This window comes from Streptomyces sp. NPDC003032, assembly GCF_053591415.1.
Genome location: NZ_JBSFTT010000003.1, coordinates 185,661 through 209,875 on the forward strand (window position 1 = coordinate 185,661; position 24,215 = coordinate 209,875).

The window sequence follows — 24,215 nt, forward strand, 5'->3', positions numbered from 1 at the left end:
GATCCTTCTTTTCCTCAGGGCTCTTACTCAGGGGTGACGTCGAGCGCGTGTCCGACCAGGGCGAGCAGCGACTCGATCACCGAGATCCGACGCCGGGCGTCCATGATCAGCACGGGTATGTGCGGCGGCACCGTCAGCGCCTCGCGCACATCGGCCGCCTCGAACCTCTCGCTGCCGTCGAAGTGGTTGACGGCCACGATGTACGGCAGGCCGCAGCTCTCGAAGTAGTCGAGCGCCGGGAAGCAGTCGGACAGGCGGCGCGTGTCGGCGAGGACGACGGCGCCGATCGCGCCGCGCACCAGGTCGTCCCACATGAACCAGAAGCGCTGCTGACCGGGCGTGCCGAAGAGGTACAGCACCAGGTCGTCGTCGAGCGTGATGCGGCCGAAGTCCATGGCGACCGTGGTGGTCGTCTTCTCCGGGGTGCCGCTCAGGTCGTCGGTGTCGGCGCTCGCCTGCGTCATCAGCGCCTCCGTCTGGAGGGGCGTGATCTCGGAGACGGCCGTCACCAGCGTCGTCTTGCCGACGCCGAAGCCGCCCGCCACCACGATCTTCGTGGCGATCGGGGCGCGCGACCGGTCCATCTGCCAGGCCTGCAACTGACCCTCGTTCTCGTCCTCGACGAGGAGTTCAGAGACGGCGGAGTCCACTCAGCACCCTTTCCAGCAGTGCGCGGTCGGGCTGACCCGGGCCGTGGCCCGTTCCGTACACGCGGATCTTTCCCTGGTCGGCGAGGTCGCTGATGAGTACGCGGACCACGCCGAGCGGCATCTTGAGGAGGGCCGCGATCTCCGCGATCGTGCGCATGCGGCGGCAGATCTCGACGATCGCCCGCATCTCCGGCATGACGCGGGTCGAGAGCGTGCCCTTGGGCAGTTCGAGGCGCTCCTCGGGGGCCTCGATCGCCGCGTTGCTCGCCACGAAGGTCTCGACGAGCAGGACGTGCCCGAACCTGGTCCGGCCGCCGGTCAGCGAATAGGGGCGTACGCGAGCGGGCTTCCGATCGCCGCCCCGCTGAGGCAACTTGGCCACTTTGGCCGCCTTCGCCTTACGGCTGCTGCTGCTCATCGGGCGCTCTCCATCGACTTGCGCAGCTCGCTGCGGAGTTCGGGGGTGAGGACGTGCCCGGCGCGGCCGACGAAGAGGGCCATGTGGTACGCGACGACGCTCATGTCGCAGTCCGGTGTGCCGTGTACGCCGAGCAGCGAGCCGTCGCTGATCGACATGACGAAGAGGCTGCCCTCCTCCATCGCGACCACGGTCTGCTTGACCGGTCCGCCGTCCATCAGCTTGGCGGCGCCGATGGTCAGGGAGCCGAGCCCGGAGACGATGGTGGCGAGATCGGCGCTGGAACCCTTGGGGCCCGTGGGGTTCGCGGCGGGTCGCTCGGCGTTGCGCCCCGGATCGGAGGAGAGCAGCAGCAGTCCGTCGGACGAGACCACCGCGACGGAGAGGATCCCGGGCACCTCCTCCACGAGGTTCGTCAGCAGCCAGTGCAGATTGCGGGCTTCACTGCTCAGGCCGTATGTGGCGGGCGCGGCAGGTCCGGCAGGTCCGGCAGGTCCGGCCGGTGGGGCGGGTGCGGCCGGTGCGGCGGAAGAACTGGGCGTGCGCATGGGCGCAGTCAACTGCTTGCCTCCTCGACTGAGTCCCCCATTACGTCTGCGGCTTTTACGTTCTTTTCGTTACGTTCCGACGACTCCGCGGGCTTCCCGCCGGCGGCGATCTCGGCCTCCACGTCCCGCCGCCCGCTCTGCGCCCCCTGATGGAAGCCGCCGAGCCGACGGCGGAGCGCATCGGCGTCCACGGAACCGCTGCGCGGCCTGGGCGCGGCGGAGGCGGGCGCGGTGATCTTCGGAGTGCGCTTGGGCAGCCCCTTGTCGGTGACGCGCTCCCATGCGGGGGGCGCGGGCGCGGCGGCGGGCTCGGGCTGCTGCTCGGTATCGGGCTTCGACTCCGACTCCGACTCCGACTCGACTGCGGGCGCGGGCTTCCGCTCGGGCTTCGGTTCCGCTTCCGGGGCGGGCGGGGCGATGAGCTCCATGGTCGTCTCGGCCGAGGACGACGGGGACGGGACGGAGCCGGCCTTCGGCTCGGGGCCGGATTCCGGCGCGGCTCCGGCTACGGGCTCTTCCCCGACTCCGGCTACGGGCTCTTCCCCGGCTCCGGCCGCGAACTCCCGCCCGCCTCCAGCTGCGGAACCCGGCGCGCCCTCGGCCGTAGACTCCCGCACACCTTCGGCTGCGGACCCCGGGCCGGCTTCCATCGCACAGCCCCGCACGGCTGGGGGCTCCGGCGCGGAGGCAGGGGTGGGCTCAGTGGCGGGTGTCGGCGTGGGCGTCCCCGTCCGCTTCGGGAGGGCCGTTTCCAGGGTTCGTTCGGCCGCCGCGATCAGCGGGTCCTCGCCGGGGGTGCCGGGCGCGCGTCCCGGGAGTACGTTCGAGTTGGCCTCGGCCTCCGAGCCCGGCAGATGCGTCACGGGCTCACCGCCCCGAGGCGGGCCGACCACCGCGGCCGCGGAAGGCGCCTCCGCCAGAATCGGCTTCGGCAGGACCACGACCGCCGCGACCCCGCCCTGCTTCTGGTCCCGCAGCCGCACCCGCGCGCCGTGCCGTGCCGCGAGTCGCGCGACGACGTAGAGGCCGAGCCCGAGGCCGTCCCCGCTCTCCTGGTCGTACGCGTCGTCGGGGTCGAAGTCCGCGAGGCGCGCGTTGAGCTCGCGCATGCGGTCCTGGGTGACGCCGATGCCCTCGTCCTGGACGGAGAGCATGACCTCGCCGCTCTCCAGGAGCCAGCCGGAGACCTCGACGGAGGCGTCCGGCGGCGAGAACGACGTGGCGTTCTCCAGGAGTTCGGCGGTGAGGTGACTGATGTCGTCCGCGGCGAAGCCCGCGATGTGCGCGTGCGGCGGCAGCGTGGCGATGCGCACCCGCTCGTACCGCTCGATCTCGGAGACGGCGGCACGCACGACGTCTACGAGCGGGACCGGGCCGGGGTGCTGGTGGCCGTGCTCGGCGCCCGCGAGGACCAGCAGGTTCTCGCTGTGCCGGCGCATGACCGTGGCGAGGTGGTCGAGCTTGAAGAGCGTGGCGAGCCGGTCGGGGTCCTGCTCGCGGTCCTCCAGGTTCTCGATGACGGCGAGCTGGCGCTCGACCAGGCCGAGAGTGCGCAGGGCGAGGTTGACGAAGGTGCCGTGGATGGACTGGCGTACGCGCTCCAGGTGCGCGGAGGCCTCGGCGAGTTCGGCGCGCAGGGCCTCGCGCTCGTCGGCCATGGACTGGCGCTTGCCGATGAGGTGCTTGCGGTCGGTTTCGAGGGTGGCCAGGCGCTCGGTGAGGGCGGCGGCGTGGCCGTGCAGGGCGTTGACGGAGCGTACGACCTGGGCGAACTCGTCGTCGCGGCCCGTGAAGCGGATCGGCTCCTGGGGCGCGGGCTCGGTGGCCAGGCGGGTGGAGCCGAGCCGCAGGACGGCGAGCGGGCGGGTCAGCGAGCGGGCCATCGCCATGGAGACGCCGACCGCGACGAGCAGGAGTGCGCCGACGAGCGCGACGCGGATCTCCAGCGCCGTGACGTCGTCGTCGCGGAGCTGGGCGAGCTGCTTGGTGCGGTCGACGCCGAGCGCGGACTCGGCGCCGCGCATCGTCTCGATGCGGGCGGAGAGCGCGGCGTCGAGCTTCTTGCGGTCGTAGTTCTGCTCGGCGGTGGAGAGCGTGGGCTGGTCGGTGAGCTTGGACAGGTGCTTCTCGGCGGCGGTGACCTCGGGTCCCGTGACCGTCGACTCGTACGTGGCGCGGGCGGAGTCCCCCGCGGCGTCGCGGAAGTCGGCGAGCGCGGTCAGTTCGCGCAGGTGGGCCTGCTGGGCGGCGGCGCTGAGCCCGTCGCGCCGCTTGCCGTCGGCGTCCTGCGAGGAGGCGCCCGTGCCGGTGGCGGGGAGGCCGGTGACCGGGTCGATCTCGGGGGTGGTGGCGCGGGGCACGGCGAGGGAGGCGAGGAGGAGGCCGCGGGCGGCGGCGGCCTGCTCGACGGCGTGGTCGAGGTCGGCGAGGGCGAGGGCGCCCCTGTTGGCCTCGGGCGGCAGCTGCTCGGCAAGGTCGCGGGTGAGGCCGTGGAGTTCGGCGATGACCTTCGTGTACGCCTCGTGCGCTTCGAGGGCGGTGCTCTTGCCGGTGAGGGCGGCGCGGCGGACGGCGGCGATGTCGGCGAGCTCGCCGCGCAGCCCGGCGGGGGCGCCGGCGCCGCGCAGCTCGTCGATCTGCCGGTCGACGCGGGCGCTGCGGCTCTCGGAGAGGCCCTTGCCCTGGGGGCGGCCCGCGGCGATGAAGGAGGTGACCTCGTCGCGCTCGTCGGCCAGGGAGTGGCCGAGGGAGACGGCCTGCTGGGTGTGTTCGGCGAGGGTGACCAGGCTCTGCGTGTCGTTCAGCCGCCCGGAGGCGGCGACGATGGCGGGCGCACCGGCTCCGGCGACGGCGGCGGCCACGACCGCCACGGCGACGATCAGCCGATTGCGCACACGGGCGGTGGGCTTCTTACCGACCCCGGCGGCAGCCGCGGCGACGGCCTTGGCGGAACCCCCGGCGGCGGCTGTGGCTGCGGTCTGCCCGGCGGGGACCTCGGCGGCGGCTGTGGCGGCACCCTTGACGGAACCCCCGGCGGGGGCTGTGGCGGCAGCCTTGGCGGAACCCCCGGCGGCGGCTGTGGCTGCGGTCTGCCCGGCGGGGGCCCCGGCGGCGGCCGTGGCTGTGGTCTGCCCGGCGGGAGCCTCGGGGGCCGCCGCTTGCCCAGCAGACATCCCGGCCGACGCGGCCTGCCCAGCGGAAGCCCCGGCCGACGCGGCCTGCCCCGCAGGAACCCCGGACGGCGCCGCCTGACCCGCAGGCGCTCCGGCCGATGTCGATTGCCCCGCAGCCGCTCCAGGCGTCGCTCCCCCGGCGGCGGACGCCCCAAGCGGCGTCGCCTCCGCCGCAGCCGCTCCAGGGGACGTCACGTCAGACGCCGCCCCCGCCCGCGCCGCGGCGGATGGCTCAGGCGTAGTGGGGGCATCCCGCCCCGTGGGCGCGTCCACCCGCGCCGCAGGCTCCGTGGCGGCGCGCTCCGGCGCATGCTCGGTCGGGGTGGTCGCGCCCGGCGTGGTCCCTTCCGGGGCCGTCTGCTTGCCTTTGCGCCCAGGCCGCATCATCTGCACCGGTGCTCGCATTCCTGTTTTTCGTCTGCCCATGGGCCCGGGTGACGATCCGTCAACACGAGCGCGCCCCCGGTACGGCTCCCGACCCTTTCAGTGCCGGTGAGTGGCGGTCGCGCATCGCCTGCCCGGCCACCCGAAGGAGTGAACATCGGCGGGGAGTTGGCGAGCAAGTCCCGGCGCACGGGACACCCGGCATGCGCGGAGCGCCGGTTGGACGTCGCCGACCGGCTTTGGCAGGATGCGCCGCCACACCCCGCCGGAGTCGATCATTCCGGTCGAATTCCGGCGCGTGGCCCGCTGGTCCGGGCCAATCCCGCCACCCTTCGCCGCTTCCGGCGGACCCCGTGAAGGCCTCGTGCAGACTGGCCGGATGCGTATCGAACTCGCCACAGAGCCCGGAGACCCCGCACGCCCCAACGAGGACTACGCGTCGGTCGCGCTTCCCGCGTCCGGACAGGGCGGATCGCTCGTCCTCCTGGACGGCGTGACACCACCCGAGGGATCGGTGGGCTGTCTGCATTCCGTCCCTTGGTTCACCGCGCGACTCGGCGGCGCCCTGGGCGAACTGTCCGTTTCGCGGCGGGATATGACGCTCCCTGAGGTGTTGGCGGCCGCCATCTCGCGTACCGCCGACACGCATAGTTCAACCTGTGACCTTTCTCACCCACGGACCCCTCAGGCAACAGTGGTGCTCGTGCGGTGGGACACCGAGCGCGTCGAGCACCTCGTCCTGTCCGACTCGGCGCTGCTCATGACGGACCACGGCGGCGGGGTGACGGCCGTGCTCGACCGGCGCCTGGCCGAACTGCCGCCCGCCGTACGCGCCCTGCGCGACCAGGTGCGCGCCCTGCCGCGCGGCTCGGCCGAGCGGGAGGTGGCCGGCCGCGCGTACGGAGTGGCGGTCGAGGCCCTGCGCAACGCGGAGGACGGCTTCTTCACCGCCGCCGCGGACCCCTCGGCCGCCCTGCGCGCGGTCACCGGTGAGGCGGCGCGGTCGGACGTCGCCGCGATGGCGGCGCTCACCGACGGGGCGTCGCGGTGGGTCGAGACGTTCCGCGAGGGCGACTGGTCCGAGTGCTTCGCGCTGCTGCGCAAGGAGGGCCCGCAGCACCTCCTCGACCGGGTACGGGAGTTGGAGCTCACCGACCCCGCCGGCCTCGCCTTCCCGCGCGGCAAGCCGCACGACGACGCGGCGGTGGTGTACGTCGAGCTGTGACCCACCCGCGCCCGCGCTCTACGAGTCCGCGCTCGCGTTCAGCTGCCCGAGCAGCCGGGCCAGCTCGGCGACCTCCGTCCGGTCCCAGCCCTGGAGTTGACGCACGTACCGGGCGCGGCGTGCGGCGCGCACCGTGCGGAAGCGGGTGCGGCCGTCGGGCGTGAGCCGGATGAGCCAGGCGCGCCCGTCCGCGGGGTCGGGCTCGCGGGAGACCAGGCCGAGCTCCTCCATGGCGCGCAGCTGGCGGCTCATCGTCGCCTTGCCGACCCCGATGTACGCGGCGAGGTCGGTGGCCCGCTGCGGGCCCGAGTCGTCCAGGCAGACGAGCAGGCCGTACGCGGCGGGCTCCAGGTCGGGGTGGACCTGGCGCGCCATCTCGCCGGACGAGGCCCGTGCGCGGCGCATCAGCAGGGACAACTCCCGTTCCAGGGAGAGGAACTCACGGTCCACGCCTGGCTCGGCGTCACCGCGCGCCCCGACCTTCACGCCCTCTTCTGCAGCACCCATGTCCCTTTTTCCGATTCTGAAAGTTATCGCCGGAAGGCTCTCGCGCCGCGGCCGTGGCGCCAGCGGCCTGACCAGTATTTCGCAAGGTCGAGGCGGTGCCGCACCGATGGCGCCGCCACAGGAGTGGACCAACGGCAGACATCTGCACCTCTTCCCTCGTGGCGGTCTACGTGCGTAGCTTTTCAAGTGACATGTTCACACCATGAACCTGTCGCAAGGTCCCCCCAGAGCACCACCGAGGCCTTCGGAGGCACGCATGCCCGTGCACAGACCCGGACCGGCCCGCCGCCCGCGCTTGTCGCCGGCGGGGGTTCTCCTCGCAGCACTCTCCGCTCTCTCCCTCCTCCTGACGCTCCCCACGGCGGCCCAGGCGGACGACATCCCCCCGCGCGGCTCCGCCCGCCTCGGGCAGGGCGTCATCGAGCACGACGGCCAGGGCGGCCTGCCCAGCGGCGGCGGCGCCACCCAGACCGAGGGCGTCGACGTCAGCAGCCACCAGGGCAACGTCGCCTGGTCGACCCTGTGGAACAGCGGAGTGAAGTGGGCCTACGTGAAGGCCACCGAGGGCACGTACTACAAGAACCCCTACTTCGCCCAGCAGTACAACGGTTCGTACAACGTGGGCATGATCCGCGGCTCCTACCACTTCGCGACACCCGACACCACGAGCGGCGCCGCCCAGGCCAACTACTTCGTGGACAACGGCGGCGGCTGGTCGCGCGACGGCAAGACGCTGCCGGGCGCGCTGGACATCGAGTGGAACCCCTACGGGGCGGCCTGCTTCGGCAAGTCCCAGTCCGCGATGGTCAGCTGGATCCGTGACTTCCTGAACACCTACAAGGCGCGCACCGGCCGCGACGCCGTGATCTACACCGCCACCAGCTGGTGGAAGCAGTGCACCGGCAACTACGGCGGCTTCGGCGCGAGCAACCCGCTGTGGATCGCCCGCTACGACACCAGCCCGGGTGAGCTCCCGGCGGGCTGGGGCTTCCACACCATGTGGCAGTACACCTCTTCCGGGCCGACGGTCGGGGACCACAACAAGTTCAACGGCGCCTACGACAGGGTCCAGGCGCTCGCCAACGGATAAGCGCGCCAACGGATAAGTACGCGAACGGCTGAGTGCGCGAACGGCGGCCGCCCCCGTGCGAGGGCGGCCGCCGTTCCCTTGCCGTTACGCCGCGACCGGGGCCTTCACCTCGGCCACGGTGGCGGTGGCTTCGGTGAGCGCCAGTTCGAGCACCTGGCGCACATCCGTGACCGCGTGCACGTCCAGCTTCTCCAGGACCTCGGCCGGGACGTCGTCCAGGTCCGCCTCGTTCCGCTTCGGGATGATCACCGTGGTGATCCCGGCGCGGTGCGCGGCGAGCAGCTTCTGCTTGACGCCGCCGATCGGCAGGACCCGGCCGGTCAGCGAGATCTCACCGGTCATCGCCACGTCCGTGCGCACCTGACGCCCGCTGAGCAGCGAGGCGAGGGCGGTCGTCAGGGTGACGCCCGCGCTCGGCCCGTCCTTGGGGACCGCGCCGGCCGGGAAGTGGACGTGCACGCCCCGCTCCTTCAGGTCGCCGACGGGCAGCTCCATCTCGGCGCCGTGGGCGCGCAGGAAGCTCAGCGCGATCCGCGCCGACTCCTTCATCACGTCACCGAGCTGGCCGGTGAGCGTGAGCCCCGTGGCGCCGGTCTCCGGGTCGGCGAGCGACGCCTCCACGAACAGCACGTCGCCGCCGGCTCCGGTGACCGCGAGCCCGGTGGCCACGCCCGGCACCGCGGTGCGGCGCTCGGCCGGGTCCTGGGCGGACTCGGGCACGTGGTGCGGCCGCCCGATCAGGCCCCGCAGGTCCTCGTCGGTGACGGTGAACGGCAGCTCCCGCTCGCCCAGTTCGTGCTGGGCCGCGACCTTGCGGAGCAGCCGCGAGACGGAGCGTTCGAGGTTGCGGACGCCCGCTTCGCGCGTGTACTCGCCGGCGAGCTTGCGCAGCGCGCTCTCGTCGAGGACCACCTCGTCCTTCTCCAGGCCCGCCCGCTCCAGCTGGCGCGGGAGCAGGTGGTCGCGGGCGATGACGACCTTCTCGTCCTCGGTGTAGCCGTCGAGCCGGACCAGCTCCATGCGGTCGAGCAGCGCCTCCGGGATGGCTTCGAGGACGTTCGCCGTCGCCAGGAAGACGACGTCGCTCAGGTCCAGCTCCACCTCCAGGTAGTGGTCCCGGAAGGTGTGGTTCTGCGCCGGGTCGAGCACTTCGAGGAGGGCGGCGGCCGGGTCGCCCCGGAAGTCCGAGCCCACCTTGTCGATCTCGTCGAGGAGCACGACCGGGTTCATGGACCCGGCCTCCTTGATGGCCCGCACGATCCGTCCGGGCAGCGCCCCCACGTACGTACGACGGTGTCCGCGGATCTCCGCCTCATCGCGTACGCCGCCGAGCGCGACCCGCACGAACTTGCGTCCCATGGCGTGCGCGACGGACTCGCCGAGCGAGGTCTTGCCGACGCCGGGCGGGCCGACGAGGGCGAGCACGGCGCCGCCGCGGCGGCCGCCGACGACGCCGAGGCCGCGCTCGGAGCGGCGCTTGCGCACCGCGAGGTACTCGGTGATGCGCTCCTTCACGTCTTCGAGGCCCGCGTGCTCGGCGTCCAGGACGGCCTGCGCGCCGCGGATGTCGTACGCCTCCTCGGTCCGCTCGGTCCAGGGCAGTTCCAGAACGGTGTCCAGCCAGGTCCTGATCCACGAGCCCTCGGGCGACTGGTCGCTCGCGCGCTCCAGCTTGTCGACCTCCTTGAGGGCGGCCTCGCGCACCTTCTCGGGCAGGTCGGCGGCCTCGACGCGGGCGCGGTAGTCGTCGGACTCCTCGGCTGCGTCCTTGCTGTCGCCGTTCAGCTCGCGCAGCTCCTTGCGTACGGCGTCCAGCTGGCGCCGCAGCAGGAACTCGCGCTGCTGCTTGTCCACGCCCTCCTGGACGTCCTTGGCGATCGTCTCGGCGACGTCCTGCTCGGCGAGGTGCTCGCGCAGCTGCGCGGTGGCCAGCTTGAGGCGGGCGACCGCGTCCTCGGCCTCCAGGAGTTCGATCTTCTGCTGGGTGGTGAGGAAGGGGGAGTAGCCGGAGTTGTCGGCGAGCGCGGAGACGTCGTCGATCTGCGTGACGCGGTCGACGACCTGCCAGGCGCCGCGCTTCTTCAGCCAGCTGGTGGCGAGGGCCTTGTACTCCTTGACCAGCTCGGTGACGGCGCCCGGCAGCGGTTCGGGCACGGAGTCGTCGATCTTCTGCCCCTCGACCCAGAGGGCCGCGCCGGGGCCGGTCGTACCGGCGCCGATCCGCACCCGGCCGCGGCCGCGGATGAGGGCGCCGGGATCGCCGTCGGAGAGCCGCCCGACCTGCTCGACGGTGCCGAGGACGCCGGTGGCGGCGTACGTCCCGTCGATGCGCGGAACAAGCAGCACCTTCGGCTTGCTGTCGCCCTCGGAACGGGCCGCGGCCTGCGCGGCCTCCACCGCGGCGCGCACCTCGGCGTCGGAGAGGTCGAACGGGACCACCATGCCGGGCAGGACCACCTCGTCGTCGAGCGGCAGCACAGGCAGAGTGAGCGGAGTGTACGAGGTGGACTCAGTAGCCATGATCTCCCTTTCGGCATCCAAGTTGAGCTGTACCGACTCAATGCTTATGAGTGCCGCGATGTTCCCCAAGGGCTGTTCGCTCTGAGCGATCACCTGTCAGGGCGCCCGTGACCGGCGCCCGCGCCCGAGCAGCGGCCACGTCGAGACGCCGACCGCGAGCGCCAGCAGGTGGCCCCAGTTCGTCATCGGGTCGGCGAACTCGATCAGGTCCTCGATCAGCAGCCAGCCGAAGCCGGCCAGCACGGCCCACCGCGGCCAGGGAGTGAGCAGCCCCGCGAGCGCGCCGACGCCGGCGGCCACACCGAAGCTGATGCCGTAGTCGAGGCGGTGCAGCGAACTGTCGGGCAGATGCCCCGCGAGCACCGAGAGGCCGACCGGCACCTCCGTCGCGAGGGTGGCGACGACGTGCCCGAGCAGGAAGACCCCGGCGGTGCGCCGGCCCCCGATGCGGCGCTCCAGCGCGGTGAGGACCAGCAGGAAGCCGATCGCGTACGGCGACGCGATACCGCCCGCGATCCACAGGGCGCTGGCGACGAGCACGAGGGCGGGGCTGTGCACGAGGTGCGCGACATCGGTACTGGACCCGCGGAGCAGCGCGTCGACGAGGTCAGGGTCGGCGTACTGAGCGAGAAGAGAGGTGGCGACGAGGACGAGCGCGTACCCGAAGGTGAAGGGGGTGCCCTTGGGGCCGGGCAGCAGCAGCCAGGGCCGGATCCGCAGGCGCGGCCCTGGAGCGCAGGGTCCCTCGCGCCCACCGGTCGTGCCGGTCGTGCCGGTCGCTTCCGCGGCCAGGGGTGCCAAGGGCCGCGGGCGGCGGGCCGGCTGGCGAGGGAGCGCGTTCAGGGGCGGCGGCGGCTCAGGGGGGACCGGCGCGGTGTCCGAGGGCTGGGCGCTCTGGTTCACGGGTGAGGCGCTCCTTCCGTCCCGCCCCACCCTTTGCCCTCTTTTCGGGTGCTGTCTATGACCGACGCCACGCGGGACGCGATTCACAGCAACCTCAGGGGTCACTTCTGCGTTGCCGCACAGGCTGGCAGGCCCCGAGCCCCCGCTCATACGCTGACCCCATGCCCACCCACACCACCACCGCCCCCGTCGTCCTGGACCGGCGCGAGGGCCCGTACGGCGAGGTCGTACTGCGGCGCCACGGTGAGCTGCTGCAGATCATCGCCAACGGCTGTTTCCTGATGGACACCTCCGACGGCCGCTCCGAGCGGCTGCTCGTCGACGCGGCGCGGGACGCCCTCGACGGCCGCCCGGAGCCCGCCGTGCTGATCGGCGGGCTCGGCGTCGGGTTCTCCCTCGCGCACGCCGCCGCCGACCCCCGCTGGGGGCGCGTCACCGTCGTCGAACGGGAGGGCGCCATCATCGACTGGCACCGGCACGGACCGCTCGCCGAGCTGTCCGCCGCGGCGCTCGCCGATCCGCGTACGCGAATTCTTCACACCGACCTCGTCACCTACATCAATGGGCGCGTCGAGGGGGGTGCGGAACCGCTCTCCGGCCCGCCGGAGACGTACGACGCACTCTGCCTCGACATCGACAACGGGCCCGACTGGACGGTGACGGAGGGCAACAACTCCCTTTACTCGCCTGCCGGTCTGGCCTCCTGCAAAGCCCGCCTCACCCCCGGCGGAGTCCTCGCCGTGTGGTCCGCCAAGCCCTCGTCCGCTTTCGACGACGCTCTACGGAATGCCGGATTCCAGAGGGTACGGACGGAAGAGATCCCCGTTGCCCGAGGCGTCCCCGACGTGGTGCACCTCGGCGTAAGGGCTGCGTAGCCGAGGTGCCTTCGCGACCCGTACCCTGCTGACCGAACACAAGCGATCAGTGTCAGGGGCGGGCGATGGAGCAGACACACACCTCCCACAACAGCGCCACGGCGGCGACACCGGGCGCCCAGCGCCGGGTCCTGGTGGTCGAGGACGACCCGACGATCGTCGACGCCATCGCCGCCCGGCTGCGTGCCGAGGGTTTTGTTGTGCAAACGGCCGGGGACGGCCCTTCGGCGGTCGACACGGCTCAGGCCTGGCAGCCCGACCTGCTGATTCTCGACATCATGCTGCCGGGCTTCGACGGCCTGGAGGTGTGCCGCCGGGTCCAGGCCCAGCGCCCCGTCCCGGTCCTCATGCTCACGGCGCGTGACGACGAGACGGACATGCTGGTCGGACTCGGTGTCGGCGCGGACGACTACATGACCAAGCCGTTCTCCATGCGGGAGCTGGCGGCCCGCGTGCACGTCCTGCTGCGCAGGGTCGAGCGGGCCGCGCTCGCCGCGACCACCCCCCGCAGCGGCATCCTGCGCCTGGGCGAGCTGGAGATCGACCACGCCCAGCGGCGTGTGCGCGTGCGCAGCGAGGACGTCCACCTGACGCCCACGGAGTTCGACCTCCTGGTCTGTCTGGCCAACACCCCGCGCGCCGTCCTCTCCCGCGAGCAGCTGCTCGCGGAGGTCTGGGACTGGGCCGACGCGTCCGGCACCCGGACCGTGGACAGCCACATCAAGGCGCTGCGCCGGAAGATCGGCGCCGAGCGGATCCGGACGGTGCACGGCGTGGGATACGCCCTCGAAACCCCGACACCGTGAGGCCGGTCCTGCCATGAGCGGGCCATTCGGGCCTTTCGGGTCTTTTCAGGGGTTGCGGCCGTTCTCCATCAAGACCAAGCTCGGCGCCCTCGTGGTCGTCTCCGTCTTCATCACCACGGGGCTGCTCCTCGTCGCCATGAAGACCGAGACCGAGCTGCGCTTCATCACCGTCTTCTCGGTGATCGCCACGCTGCTCATCACGCAGTTCGTGGCGCACAGCCTCACGGCGCCGCTCGACGAGATGAACGCGGTGGCCCGCGCCGTCAGCCACGGCGACTACACACGCCGGGTGCGCGGCGCCGACCGGCGCGACGAGCTGGGCGACGTGGCCACCACGATCAACGCCATGGCCGACGACCTGGAGGCCCAGGACACCCAGCGCAAGGAGCTCGTCGCCAACGTCAGCCACGAGCTGCGCACCCCCATCGCCGCCCTGCGCGCGGTCCTGGAGAACGTCGTCGACGGTGTCTCGGCGGCCGACCCCGAGACGATGCGCACCGCCCTGAAGCAGACCGAGCGCCTGGGGCGGCTCGTCGAGACGCTCCTCGACCTCTCCCGGCTCGACAACGGCGTCGTGCCGCTCAAGGCCCGCCGCTTCGAGGTCTGGCCGTATCTGTCGGGCGTACTGAAGGAGGCCAACATGGTCGCCTCCGCGCGCGCGGGCATCGCCTCGGGCTCCGGCAGCCACACGCGTACGGACGTCCATCTCCACCTGGACGTATCGCCCCCGGAGCTGACCGCCCACGCGGACGCGGAGCGCCTGCACCAGGTCGTGGCGAACCTCATCGACAACGCGGTCAAGCACAGCCCGCCGCACGGCAGGGTGACGGTGCGGGCCCGGCGCGGCCCCTACCCCGAGTCCCTGGACCTGGAGGTGCTCGACGAGGGCCCCGGCATCCCGGAGTCGGAGTGGCACCGCGTCTTCGAGCGCTTCAACCGCGGCAGCCACGCCGGAGCCCCCGCCAAGAACTCGGGCAACGACGGCGGCACCGGCCTCGGCCTCGCCATCGCGCGCTGGGCGGTCGATCTGCACGGCGGCCACATCGGGGTGGCCGAATCCCCTCGCGGCTGCCGCATCCAGGTCACTCTTCCGGGCCTGTCCGAGGCGTGAAGTTGACGTAGGGTTCGAAGCGGAAGCGATTCTCCGGCCGCTCTCCTGGGCACTCGGGGACCGCCGCCGCGCGTAAACGTCCCGTAGACGTACCCGCGCGGCCATCTCGCGTTGCGGAACCTCGCTTGTTTCCCGCCATTTACACCCCCGAAACCCCCGGCCCAGTGTGACTTACGCGACGGATGACGGGCCCGGCCTGCACCTCGCGCCGATGGAGGCGTAGCCTTTATTTCCGCTGTCCATCACCTTGTGAAGCGGAAGAGGGCGGTTACCGCCGTGTCGCCACAGTCCCCCAGTAACTCGAGCATCTCGACCGACCAAGACGGGCAGGGCAAGGACCCTGCCGCAGCCTTCGGTCCCAACGAGTGGCTCGTCGACGAGATCTATCAGCAGTACCTCCAGGACCCGAATTCGGTCGACCGAGCCTGGTGGGACTTCTTCGCCGACTACAAGCCAGGGGTGGGCGCTTCCGTAGCCGCCGCCCCGGCGAAGCCGGCGGGTGACGCGGCCGCGGGGGCCGCGTCCCCCAGCACTCCCGCCACGCCCGCCGCACCGGCTCCCGCCGCGCCGCAGGCTCCGGCCGCCCCGGCCGCGAGCGCCGCCGCGCCGCAGGCCGCTCCCGCCGCGGCGAAGCCCGCCGCGGCCAAGCCGGCCACCGCGAAGCCCGCCGCCACCAAGGCGGAGCCCGCGAAGGAGGCCCCGGCCGGTCCGGAGTACGTGACGCTGCGCGGCCCCTCCGCCGCTGTCGCCAAGAACATGAACGCCTCGATCGAGGTCCCGACGGCGACGTCGGTCCGCGCGGTCCCGGTGAAGCTGCTCTTCGACAACCGCATCGTCATCAACAACCACCTCAAGCGCGCCCGCGGCGGGAAGATCTCCTTCACGCACCTGATCGGGTACGCGATGGTGCAGGCCATCAAGGCCATGCCGTCGATGAACTACTCCTTCGTGGAGAAGGACGGCAAGCCGACGCTGGTCAAGCCGGAGCACATCAACTTCGGCCTCGCCATCGACCTGGTGAAGCCCAACGGCGACCGCCAGCTGGTCGTCGCGGGCATCAAGAAGGCCGAGACCATGAACTTCTTCGAGTTCTGGCAGGCCTACGAGGACATCGTCCGCCGCGCCCGCGACGGCAAGCTCGGCATGGACGACTTCACCGGCGTCACGGTCTCCCTGACCAACCCCGGCGGCCTCGGCACCGTCCACTCCGTGCCGCGTCTGATGCCCGGCCAGTCGGTCATCATGGGCGTCGGCTCGATGGACTACCCCGCGGAGTTCCAGGGCACCTCCCAGGACACCCTGAACAAGCTCGGCATCTCGAAGGTCATGACGCTCACGTCGACCTACGACCACCGGGTCATCCAGGGCGCCGCCTCCGGCGAGTTCCTGCGGATCGTCGCCAACCTCCTCCTCGGCGAGCAGGACTTCTACGACGAGATCTTCGAGGCGCTGCGCATCCCCTACGAGCCGGTCCGCTGGCTCAAGGACATCGACGCCTCGCACGACGACGACGTCACGAAGGCCGCCCGCGTCTTCGAGCTGATCCACTCCTACCGGGTGCGCGGCCACGTCATGGCCGACACGGACCCGCTGGAGTACAAGCAGCGCAAGCACCCCGACCTGGACATCACCGAGCACGGCCTCACCCTGTGGGACCTGGAGCGGGAGTTCGCGGTCGGCGGCTTCGCCGGCAAGTCGATGATGAAGCTGCGCGACGTCCTCGGCGTGCTGCGCGACTCGTACTGCCGCACCACCGGCGTCGAGTTCATGCACATCCAGGACCCGAAGCAGCGCAGGTGGCTCCAGGACCGCATCGAGCGCCAGCACGCCACCAAGCCGGAGCGCGAGGAGCAGCTGCGCATCCTGCGCCGTCTGAACGCCGCCGAGGCGTTCGAGACGTTCCTCCAGACCAAGTACGTCGGTCAGAAGCGCTTCTCCCTGGAGGGCGGCGAGTCCGTCATCCCGCTGCTCGACGCGGTCATCGACTCCGCCGCCGAGTCGCGCCTGGACGAGGTCGTCATCGGCATGGCCCACCGCGGCCGGCTGAACGTCCTGGCGAACATCGTCGGCAAGTCGTACGCGCAGATCTTCCGCGAGTTCGAGGGCAACCTCGACCCGAAGTCGATGCACGGCTCCGGCGACGTGAAGTACCACCTGGGCGCCGAGGGCACCTTCACCGGCCTGGACGGCGAGCAGATCAAGGTCTCGCTGGCCGCCAACCCCTCCCACCTGGAGGCGGTCGACCCGGTCCTGGAAGGCATCGTCCGCGCCAAGCAGGACATCATCAACAAGGGCGGCACGGACTTCACGGTCCTGCCCGTCGCCCTCCACGGCGACGCGGCCTTCGCGGGCCAGGGCGTGGTCGCGGAGACGCTGAACATGTCGCAGCTGCGGGGCTACCGCACCGGCGGCACCGTCCACGTCGTCATCAACAACCAGGTCGGCTTCACCGCCGCCCCGGAGTCGTCCCGCTCGTCGATGTACTCGACGGACGTGGCGCGGATGATCGAGGCGCCGATCTTCCACGTGAACGGCGACGACCCCGAGGCCGTCGTCCGCGTGGCGCGGCTCGCCTTCGAGTTCCGTCAGGCGTTCAACAAGGACGTCGTGATCGACCTCATCTGCTACCGCCGCCGCGGGCACAACGAGTCGGACAACCCGGCGTTCACCCAGCCGCTGATGTACGACCTGATCGACAAGAAGCGCTCGGTGCGCAAGCTCTACACCGAGTCCCTCATCGGTCGCGGCGACATCACCCTGGAAGAGGCCGAGCAGGCGCTCCAGGACTACCAGGGCCAGCTGGAGAAGGTCTTCACGGAGGTCCGCGAGGCCACCTCGCAGCCCTCGCCGGTGGAGGTCCCGGGCCCGGAGGCCGAGTTCCCCGTCACGGTGAACACCGCGATCTCCCAGGAGGTCGTCAAGCGCATCGCCGAGTCCCAGGTCAACATCCCCGACCGCGTCACCGTGCACCCGCGTCTGCTGCCGCAGCTGCAGCGCCGCGCGGCCATGGTCGAGGACGGCACGATCGACTGGGGCATGGGCGAGACGCTCGCCCTCGGCTCCCTGCTCCTCGAGGGCACCCCGGTGCGCCTCGCGGGCCAGGACTCGCGCCGCGGCACGTTCGGCCAGCGCCACGCGGTCCTCATCGACCGCGCGACGGGCGACGACTACACGCCGCTGCTGTACCTCTCCGAGGACCAGGCCCGCTTCAACGCCTACGACTCGCTCCTGTCGGAGTACGCGGCGATGGGCTTCGAGTACGGCTACTCGCTGGCCCGTCCCGAGTCCCTCGTGATGTGGGAGGCCCAGTTCGGTGACTTCGTCAACGGCGCGCAGACCGTCGTCGACGAGTTCATCTCCTCGGCGGAGCAGAAGTGGGGCCAGACCTCCGGTGTCACCCTGCTCCTGCCGCACGGCTACGAGGGCCAGGGCCCGGACCACTCGTCCGCCCGCCCGGAGCGCTTCCTCCAGCTGTGCGCGCAGAACAACATGACGGTCGCGATGCCGACCCTCCCGTCGAACTACTTCCACCTCCTGCGGTGGCAGGTGCACAACCCGCACCACAAGCCGCTGGTGGTCTTCACTCCGAAGTGGATGCTGCGCCTGAAGGCCGCCGCGTCCAAGACGGAGGAGTTCACGACGGGCGGCTTCCGCCCCGTCATCGGCGACGCAACCGTGGACCCGAACGCGGTCCGCAAGGTCGTCTTCTGCGCGGGCAAGCTCTACTACGAGCTGGAGGCCGAGCGGCAGAAGCGCGGTGTCACGGACACGGCGATCATCCGCATCGAGCGCCTGTACCCGCTGCCGGGCGCGGAGCTCCAGGAGGAGATCTCCAAGTTCCCGAACGCCGAGAAGTACCTGTGGGCGCAGGAGGAGCCGGCGAACCAGGGGGCGTGGCCCTTCATCGCCCTCAACCTCATCGACCACCTGGACCTGGCGGTCGGCGCGGACATCCCGCACGGCGAGCGTCTGCGGCGCATCTCGCGCCCGCACGGCTCGTCCCCTGCGGTCGGTTCGAAGAAGCGCCACGAGCAGGAGCAGGAGCAGCTCCTGAGCGAGGTCTTCGAGGCCTAGGCCTCAGCGGTCCTGCGAACGGTGGGCCCGGCCCCGAGTGCTTGCCGCTCGGGGCCGGGCCCACCGGCGTACGCGCCTCGGATCGGGTGGGGCTCGAAGTCCAGGGCGAGCCCGGCCCTCAGGTCGCGGGTGAGGCCGTGCGACCCCCCGAGGTCAGCCGCGGGGCGGCCCAATTGCCGTGCGGCAGCAGGAAGTCGACGCCGGGCGGGCCCAGGACGAGCAGTGACTCGTACACGTCGACCGGGTCGGCGGCGAGGTCGATGGTGCAGAGGATTCCGGCGTACGTGCCCGGGCGCCCCCGGTGAGCAGGGTGCCGTTGGTCTGGACGGTCGCGGTCACCCGGCAGTCGGCGGGCACGGCGTCCCTGACCTCACGGGCGTACGCGATGGCGGCGTCGGGGCCGGTCAGCAGCGGTTCGCCGCCGTGCGGTTCGATCCGTATCCGGGGCAGCCGGTGCCGGGTGACGTGTTCGGCGACGCGGGCGGCGGTGCGGCGCATGACGGTGGTGTCGGCACGGGCGGGGCGCTCGCGCCAGCTGGCGTCCGGGGAGCGGTAGACGTAGCAGTACGAGCAGTCCAGGTTGCAGCGGCCGTGGACCTTGAGGACGAACTGGCGGAAGGGGACGGGCCGGTGGGCGGCCGGGTCCAGGGTGGCGTGCGGCCGGACGGGGTGGCTCACGGGGCGTCCTCGTACTGGGCGACGACAGGACCCTCGTACGCGGCTTCGACGAGATCGGCGAGCAGCGCGGCGTAGACGGGATGGCCGGCGCGGTCCGCGTGGGGCGCGAGGGCGGCGAGGGGCGGCAGCTCGGGCAGGGGTATGCCGCTCTCGGCGGCGGCGGTGCTCACGCCCCGCCCGGGCGGGACTCCAGACGGGCGAGGGCGGCGCGCAGCTCTTCGGCCCGTACGGCGACCGCGGCGGGCGGAGGTCCGGGGAGGCGGCGCAGGGCCTCGCGGTACTCGACGGCGGCCAGATCGGGCTCCTCCAGCTGCTCCAGCGTCTCGCCGCGCGAGTGGTGCGCCTCGGCGGCGAGGTCGGCGTCGCCCGCCTCATCGGCGGCCTCGGCGGCGCGGCGGTAGTACTCGTCGGCGCGGCGCAGCTGGGCGAGGGCGTCGGTGCGTACGGCGAGGCGCGCCGCGACCTCGCCGCGCCGCAGCCAGCTGTACGCGGCGAGGTGCGGGTCGGCGAGGGAGCGGGCCACCGCGCCGATCAGCCAGTCGGCCTCGTACAGGTCGGCGAGGACCTCCTGCACCTCGAAGCGGGCGACGTAGGCGTCGGCCAGGTGCATGCGCCGCTCGTCGCGCTCCGGGTCGGCCGTCGGGGTCGCCTCGACGGCCTCGCGCAGATGGCGTACGGCCGCGTCGGTGTCGGCCGCCGAGCGGGTGCCGGCGCCGCGCCGGGCGAGGGCGGCGCCCAGGCGGTACAGCAGGCGGGCCCTGGCCGGGTCGTCGCGGGGGGCCAGCGGGAGGGCCATCTCCCAGCGCTCGACGGCCAGTTGGAGGTACTCGTCGCGGCCCGAGCTGACGTACCGCGCCCAGTGCACGTCCGCGCCGCGCGCGTGGCACTCCAGGATCAGGTCGTGGTCGCCGTCGGCCGCCGCCAGGGCCTCGTCCACGGCGGCGAAGATCAGCCGCTGTCCGCCCTCGTCGGGGTCGTCGGCGCGGGCGAGCTGGAGGGCGTCGGCGAGGTCGAGCCAGGCGCGGGTCCGCTCGGCCGCGTCGAAGCCGTCGTGCGCCAGGGCCACCCGGAGGTCGTCGCAGGCGTCGAGGGCGACGCCGCTCGCGTCCGGCACGGAGCGGCCTCCCAGGTCGTCCCTGGGGATCTCGCCGCTCCCGCTGTAGTGCCGCGCGAGCCTCTTGCGCAGCCTGCCGCGCAGGAGGTGGCCGCCCGCCTGGTCGGGGCCGAGGGTGAGGACTCCGGTGGTGCTGATGGCGCGGCGCATGAAGTCGACGTAGACGTCTTGCGGGCGGGGGGCTTCGGTGTGGGGGGCATACGGGTGGCCGTCCTCGCCCGGGTTGTCGTTGCCGTCGCTGTCCGGCGCGTGGTGCTGGTCCCGTGCGGCGCGCTGTTCGGTGTCGGGGCGGGCCCGCCCGAGCATGGTGCCGTAGAAGGCCGCGTCCCCCAGGTCGAGGCGGCCCGCGCGCGGGCCGGGGCCTTCGGGCGCGCTGTAGTCGTCGGCGCCGGCCGTGAGGTCCACGGCCGGCTCCCTGGCCGCCACCGATCCCCTGGCCGCCACCTCCGCGAACGTGCCGGACGGTTCCCCGGCCCCGTCCGCCGTGCCGCGCTCGAACAGCGCCGCGTGCGCAACGTCCGCGTACCGCCTGTCGGTCGCCTCGTCGAAGGGCGTGCGCCCGGCGGCGGACTCCGCGCGCGCGTGCTCCTCCAGGAGCTGCGCGATGACGGCGCGCGCGTACTGCCGCTCGTCCTCGGACGACATCGAGGGGACGCCCATCTCGCGGTCCCTGCGGCGCTGCTCGGCGAGGCGGTCACCGGCCTCACGTGTGAACCGCCACACCAGCTGGGCGTCCACGGGCTTGTTCAGCCCGTCCCGCGAGTACGCGGCCGTGGCACCACCGCGGGATGCGCGCGAGGCGCCGCCGATGCTCTGCGCCCGTACGCCCGTGTGCGGGCCCGCCACCTCGACGCCGCCCTCCACCAGCCGCGCCGCCACCACCGCGAGGTGCCCGAACACCTCCGCCAGCGCCTGCTGCGCGGGCCAGCCCGGGTGCTCGGCGTCGTCGCCCGCGTGGGCCCTGACGGGGACGAGCACGTCCGTCGCGTTGTTCAAGAGGAGGTACTCCGCCCAGAGACCCGCGAGAGGCCCCTGTCCGCCCAGTCGCTCCGCCTGCGCCCGCATCGCGTCCGGCAGTACGGCCGACGCCGTGCCGGAGCGCCCCACTTCCTCGGCGATGGCCATGAGCGTCGTACCGAACACCAGCCGCGCCCGCGCCGACCGCTCCCCGACCGTGGCGGCGACCCGCAACGCCTCCCGCAGGTCCGCCACGCCGCGCCGAGCGCTCCACCGCAGGAACAGCGCCTCGCCGAGGTCGGTCAGGACACCGTTGAGAAGCACGCCGCCGCACCGTCCGGCCGCCGTCTCCAGCAGCTCCACCGCGCGGTCCAGGTCCCGTGCCCGGCGCTCGCGCATGTACCGCTCACGGGCCGCCGAGGCCGCCTCCCGCAGCGCCTCCGGGTCATCCCCGTCGGCCTCGCGCCCCGGCATACGCGTACCCGGCAGGAAGCGCCGCAGCACCTCCCCCGAGACCTCGGCGAAGGCCCGCAGCCCGGGGTGGTCCGCGTCGGCCCCGGAAGGGGCGGGCGCCGGCTCCCCCGTGTCGCCGAGCAGCGCCACCGCCGTGGCGGGGAAGTTGTGCACGCTCCGCCCGAACCGCCGCTCCACGTAGTCCGAGCAGTGCTTCTGGAGCAGCATCGCGTCGTCGCGCTCCAAGTGCCCGAGCAGTTCCTCCTCCACGCCCTCCAGGAACCGGTAGCCGAGCACCTCGGGGTCCTCGTCCCGCTCCCGGCGCTTGAGGAGCCCGCCGAGCAGCACCTCCGCGAGGACCTCGGGCCCGCTGCCCGCCAGCATGGCGCGCTGCACCAGCTGCATCACCGGCAGGATCGTCGGCACCGCCGACAGGTACACGGCGAGCTGCCAGGCGGCGGGTGACGCGGTACGCCGGAACGCCCGCACCCGCTCCGCCCCGCCGACCTCCTGGCGGGCCCGCACCGGCGCCCTGGACGGCTCGTGCCCGGCCTCGGCGTGGCCGGCGGCCGCCTCCAGGGACTGCCCGGTGGCGCCCGACACCAGCTTGGCCCAGCCCTCGACGGACGACCTGCGGAGCGCGAGCACCGGCACCGGAATGCCCCGCCGCCGCGCCGCGCCGCCGCTCGCGGGCTCGAACTCCAGGCGCCCGGCGGGCCCTTCGCACCGGTGCAGATGGCCGCGCTGCGCCGGGAGATGCGTACGCCGCCACATCCGCTGCGGCAGCGGCTGCACCACGGCGACCGGCGCGAGCGAGCCCCAGCGGTACAGCAGCCGCTGCATCCGGCCGCTGCGCCACATCGGGCCCGCGCAGTCGCTCAGGACCAGGGTCAGCCTGCTGCCCGTGGGGTCGCTCAGGCGTTCGGGGTCCTGGAGGGCGGCGCCGGGGCGGACCGTGGCCGCGTACCCGGGGCGGCCGTCCTCGCCCTCGTGCAGGAACTGCACCTGCACCTCGCGGAAGGCCCCCGCGCGCTCGCACACGTGCCGCAGCTCGCCGAGCGCCTGCTCCCACACGACCGTCGACGTGGACAGGTCCATGACGAGCAGGAGCCGTGCCTCGCGCCGCCGGGCGTGCCGCAGGACGGGGACCACGAGGCCGGTGTCGGCCGCGCGCTCCGCCGTGGCCTGTTCGTCGAGGTCGCGCGGGACGGGGCGCACGGGCGGCCGGTAGCGCTGAAGGGGCCGCAGGGCGCGCTGCAGGGCGAGCGGGTCGGGCAGCACCGCGGCGGCCGGTACCTGCACGGGCACGCCGTCGCGCCGCTCGGAGCCGCCGCCCTCCTCGACGGGCACGACCAGGCGGGCACGGGGCACCGCCCGGGGCGCCGCCCGGGGCGCGGGGGCGGGCGGGACGGGTGACCGGTGCCGTCCGGCGTCGTCGTGCGCGCCGCCGCCGGGGCCGGTGGGCCTCGGCGGTTCGGCGGCGGGCCGTTCCTCGACGCCCTCACCGCACGCCGTGACCTGCCAGGAGAGCCATAAGGAGTCGGCCAGCTCCTGGACGGTCGGGGCCAGCTCCGCGTCCCGCAGGCGTGCGACGAGCACCGCGAGCGCGTCGCTCACGGCGTCGGCACGGTCCGGGGCGGGAGTCATGTCGTCACCGCGGTCCGCGGTCCAGGGGCCGCATGAGCAGCCCGGCGATCTCCTCGCGCCGCTCGGGTTCCTGCCGCGCGGCGTGCTGGGCGAGGAAGATGGCGTTCAGGAGCTGGTCGGTGGGGCGCAGCGCGCCGTCCGACTCGGCGTCCGTGAACTGGTCGACGAGGTCGAGGTTCGTGTCGTACGAACCGGTCCCGAAGTGCGCGAGGACCATCGCGGCGAGCCGCTGGTCGCGCGGCGGTTCGAGGTCGAGGGGGACGCAGCGGCGCAGCAGCGGCCCGGGGAACTCGCGCTCGCGGTTGCTGGTCAGGACGACGACGGGGAAGGCCCGACAGCGCACGCGGCCGCGGGTGACCGGCACGCGGCGGCCGTCGTCGGTGAGGACGCGCACGGTCTCCTGCCCGGGCCGGTCGGCGATCCGCTCCAGCTCCGGAATGCCGAACTCGCCCTCCTCCAGCACGTTCAGGAGGTCGTTGGGCAGGTCGATGTCGCTCTTGTCGAGTTCGTCGATGAGCAGGACGCGCGGCCGGTCGGAGGCGATGAGCGCGGTGCCGAGCGGCCCGAGCCGCAGATAGCGGCCGATGTCCTCGGCGTGGTCGCGGCCGAGCTGGTTGTCCTGGAGGCGGCCGATCGCGTCGTAGGTGTAGAGCCCGTCCTTCAGTTCGCTGCGGCTGACGATCGCCCACTGCAGGACGCGGCCGAGCCCCAGTTCGTACGCGAGTGAGTGCGCCAGGGTGCTCTTGCCGGAGCCGGGCTCGCCGGTGACGAGGAGGGGGCGGCGCAGGTAGAGGGCGGCGTTGACGAGTTCGAGCGCGTCGGTGCCCTGCACGGACATCGGGACGTTGCTGTCGCCGAGGCGGCGGCGGGTGGCCGAGTCGATGTCCGGGACCTCGTACGGCACCGGAGCGGCGTCGAACGCGCGCCAGGGCGGCGGCCCCGGCAGCCGTCCGATCTTGTCCGGATCCGGACCACCGACGCCCTCGTAGATGAACCATCCGCTCACAGCGTGCTCCTCGTCGACGGTCGATGGCTTCGATGGCTTGGATGGCTTCGCCGGCACGGACGGCTTCGGCGACTTC

Annotated in this window: 17 protein-coding genes; 6 read left to right on the plus strand and 11 right to left on the minus strand. The window is 72.8% G+C overall.

Going from position 1 to position 24,215, the window contains the following annotated elements:
* Positions 1–23 precede the first annotated feature (23 nt).
* The 4 genes from ACWDZ7_RS05420 to ACWDZ7_RS05435 are packed head-to-tail and all read right to left on the minus strand — an operon-like array spanning position 24 to position 4,789.
* Positions 24–650, minus strand: coding sequence for a GTP-binding protein (locus tag ACWDZ7_RS05420; protein WP_451795042.1), 627 nt, complete (start codon positions 648–650; stop codon positions 24–26).
* Positions 631–1,068, minus strand: a complete 438-nt coding sequence (locus ACWDZ7_RS05425; protein ID WP_451795044.1) for a DUF742 domain-containing protein — start codon at positions 1,066–1,068, stop codon at positions 631–633. Before ACWDZ7_RS05425 ends, ACWDZ7_RS05420 begins: the two co-directional genes overlap by 20 nt.
* A complete protein-coding gene (locus ACWDZ7_RS05430) occupies positions 1,065–1,616 on the minus strand; it encodes a roadblock/LC7 domain-containing protein (RefSeq protein WP_451795046.1) in 552 nt (183 codons plus the stop codon). The genes ACWDZ7_RS05425 and ACWDZ7_RS05430 overlap by 4 nt, the downstream gene beginning before the upstream one ends.
* Before the next feature lie 8 nt (positions 1,617–1,624).
* Complete coding sequence (locus ACWDZ7_RS05435; protein ID WP_451795048.1) at positions 1,625–4,789, minus strand: sensor histidine kinase; 3,165 nt, start codon at positions 4,787–4,789, stop codon at positions 1,625–1,627.
* 763 nt (positions 4,790–5,552) lie between these two features.
* On the opposite strand from ACWDZ7_RS05435, the gene ACWDZ7_RS05440 reads away from it, so the two are divergent.
* A complete protein-coding gene (locus ACWDZ7_RS05440; RefSeq protein ID WP_451795050.1) occupies positions 5,553–6,398 on the plus strand; it encodes a hypothetical protein in 846 nt (281 codons plus the stop codon).
* 18 nt (positions 6,399–6,416) lie between these two features.
* Here the strand turns inward: ACWDZ7_RS05440 and ACWDZ7_RS05445 are convergent, their stop codons facing one another.
* Positions 6,417–6,905 (minus strand): MarR family winged helix-turn-helix transcriptional regulator, encoded by a 489-nt coding sequence (locus ACWDZ7_RS05445; protein WP_451795051.1) that lies wholly within the window; start codon positions 6,903–6,905, stop codon positions 6,417–6,419.
* Positions 6,906–7,161: 256 nt separating this feature from the next.
* Here ACWDZ7_RS05445 and ACWDZ7_RS05450 point away from each other — a divergent pair, with 256 nt between their 5' ends.
* Positions 7,162–7,995 carry a lysozyme gene (locus tag ACWDZ7_RS05450; RefSeq protein WP_451795054.1) on the plus strand — a complete coding sequence of 278 codons (834 nt, stop codon included), beginning with the start codon at positions 7,162–7,164 and terminating at the stop codon, positions 7,993–7,995.
* Positions 7,996–8,079: 84 nt separating this feature from the next.
* Here ACWDZ7_RS05450 and lon read toward each other — a convergent pair whose 3' ends face one another.
* Together lon and ACWDZ7_RS05460 are read right to left on the minus strand one after the other, a co-directional pair.
* Positions 8,080–10,515, minus strand: a complete 2,436-nt coding sequence (gene lon / locus ACWDZ7_RS05455; protein ID WP_451795055.1) for an endopeptidase La — start codon at positions 10,513–10,515, stop codon at positions 8,080–8,082.
* Between the two features lie 96 nt (positions 10,516–10,611).
* Positions 10,612–11,418: a rhomboid-like protein gene (locus ACWDZ7_RS05460; RefSeq protein ID WP_451795057.1), complete on the minus strand. Its 807-nt coding sequence runs from the start codon at positions 11,416–11,418 to the stop codon at positions 10,612–10,614.
* Positions 11,419–11,579: 161 nt separating this feature from the next.
* Here ACWDZ7_RS05460 and ACWDZ7_RS05465 point away from each other — a divergent pair, with 161 nt between their 5' ends.
* The 4 genes from ACWDZ7_RS05465 to ACWDZ7_RS05480 all read left to right on the plus strand — a co-directional run bounded on the left by ACWDZ7_RS05465 (position 11,580) and on the right by ACWDZ7_RS05480 (position 18,284).
* Positions 11,580–12,293 (plus strand): spermidine synthase, encoded by a 714-nt coding sequence (locus ACWDZ7_RS05465; protein ID WP_451795058.1) that lies wholly within the window; start codon positions 11,580–11,582, stop codon positions 12,291–12,293.
* A gap of 65 nt (positions 12,294–12,358) precedes the next feature.
* Positions 12,359–13,099, plus strand: a complete 741-nt coding sequence (locus ACWDZ7_RS05470; protein WP_451512757.1) for a response regulator transcription factor — start codon at positions 12,359–12,361, stop codon at positions 13,097–13,099.
* A 13-nt stretch (positions 13,100–13,112) separates the two neighbouring features.
* Positions 13,113–14,210, plus strand: a complete 1,098-nt coding sequence (locus tag ACWDZ7_RS05475; RefSeq protein ID WP_451795060.1) for a sensor histidine kinase — start codon at positions 13,113–13,115, stop codon at positions 14,208–14,210.
* A gap of 276 nt (positions 14,211–14,486) precedes the next feature.
* Positions 14,487–18,284, plus strand: a complete 3,798-nt coding sequence (locus tag ACWDZ7_RS05480) for a multifunctional oxoglutarate decarboxylase/oxoglutarate dehydrogenase thiamine pyrophosphate-binding subunit/dihydrolipoyllysine-residue succinyltransferase subunit (protein ID WP_451795061.1) — start codon at positions 14,487–14,489, stop codon at positions 18,282–18,284.
* A gap of 153 nt (positions 18,285–18,437) precedes the next feature.
* Here ACWDZ7_RS05480 and ACWDZ7_RS05485 read toward each other — a convergent pair whose 3' ends face one another.
* From ACWDZ7_RS05485 to ACWDZ7_RS05500, 4 genes are read right to left on the minus strand one after another with little or no spacing between them, the layout of a single operon-like run.
* A complete protein-coding gene (locus ACWDZ7_RS05485; protein WP_451795062.1) occupies positions 18,438–18,962 on the minus strand; it encodes a radical SAM protein in 525 nt (174 codons plus the stop codon).
* Complete coding sequence (locus ACWDZ7_RS05490; protein ID WP_451795063.1) at positions 18,959–19,132, minus strand: hypothetical protein; 174 nt, start codon at positions 19,130–19,132, stop codon at positions 18,959–18,961. The genes ACWDZ7_RS05485 and ACWDZ7_RS05490 overlap by 4 nt, the downstream gene beginning before the upstream one ends.
* Complete coding sequence (locus ACWDZ7_RS05495; RefSeq protein ID WP_451795064.1) at positions 19,129–23,133, minus strand: SAV_2336 N-terminal domain-related protein; 4,005 nt, start codon at positions 23,131–23,133, stop codon at positions 19,129–19,131. The genes ACWDZ7_RS05490 and ACWDZ7_RS05495 overlap by 4 nt, the downstream gene beginning before the upstream one ends.
* A 4-nt stretch (positions 23,134–23,137) precedes the next feature.
* Complete coding sequence (locus ACWDZ7_RS05500; RefSeq protein ID WP_451795065.1) at positions 23,138–24,139, minus strand: AAA family ATPase; 1,002 nt, start codon at positions 24,137–24,139, stop codon at positions 23,138–23,140.
* Between the last annotated feature and the right edge of the window lie 76 nt (positions 24,140–24,215).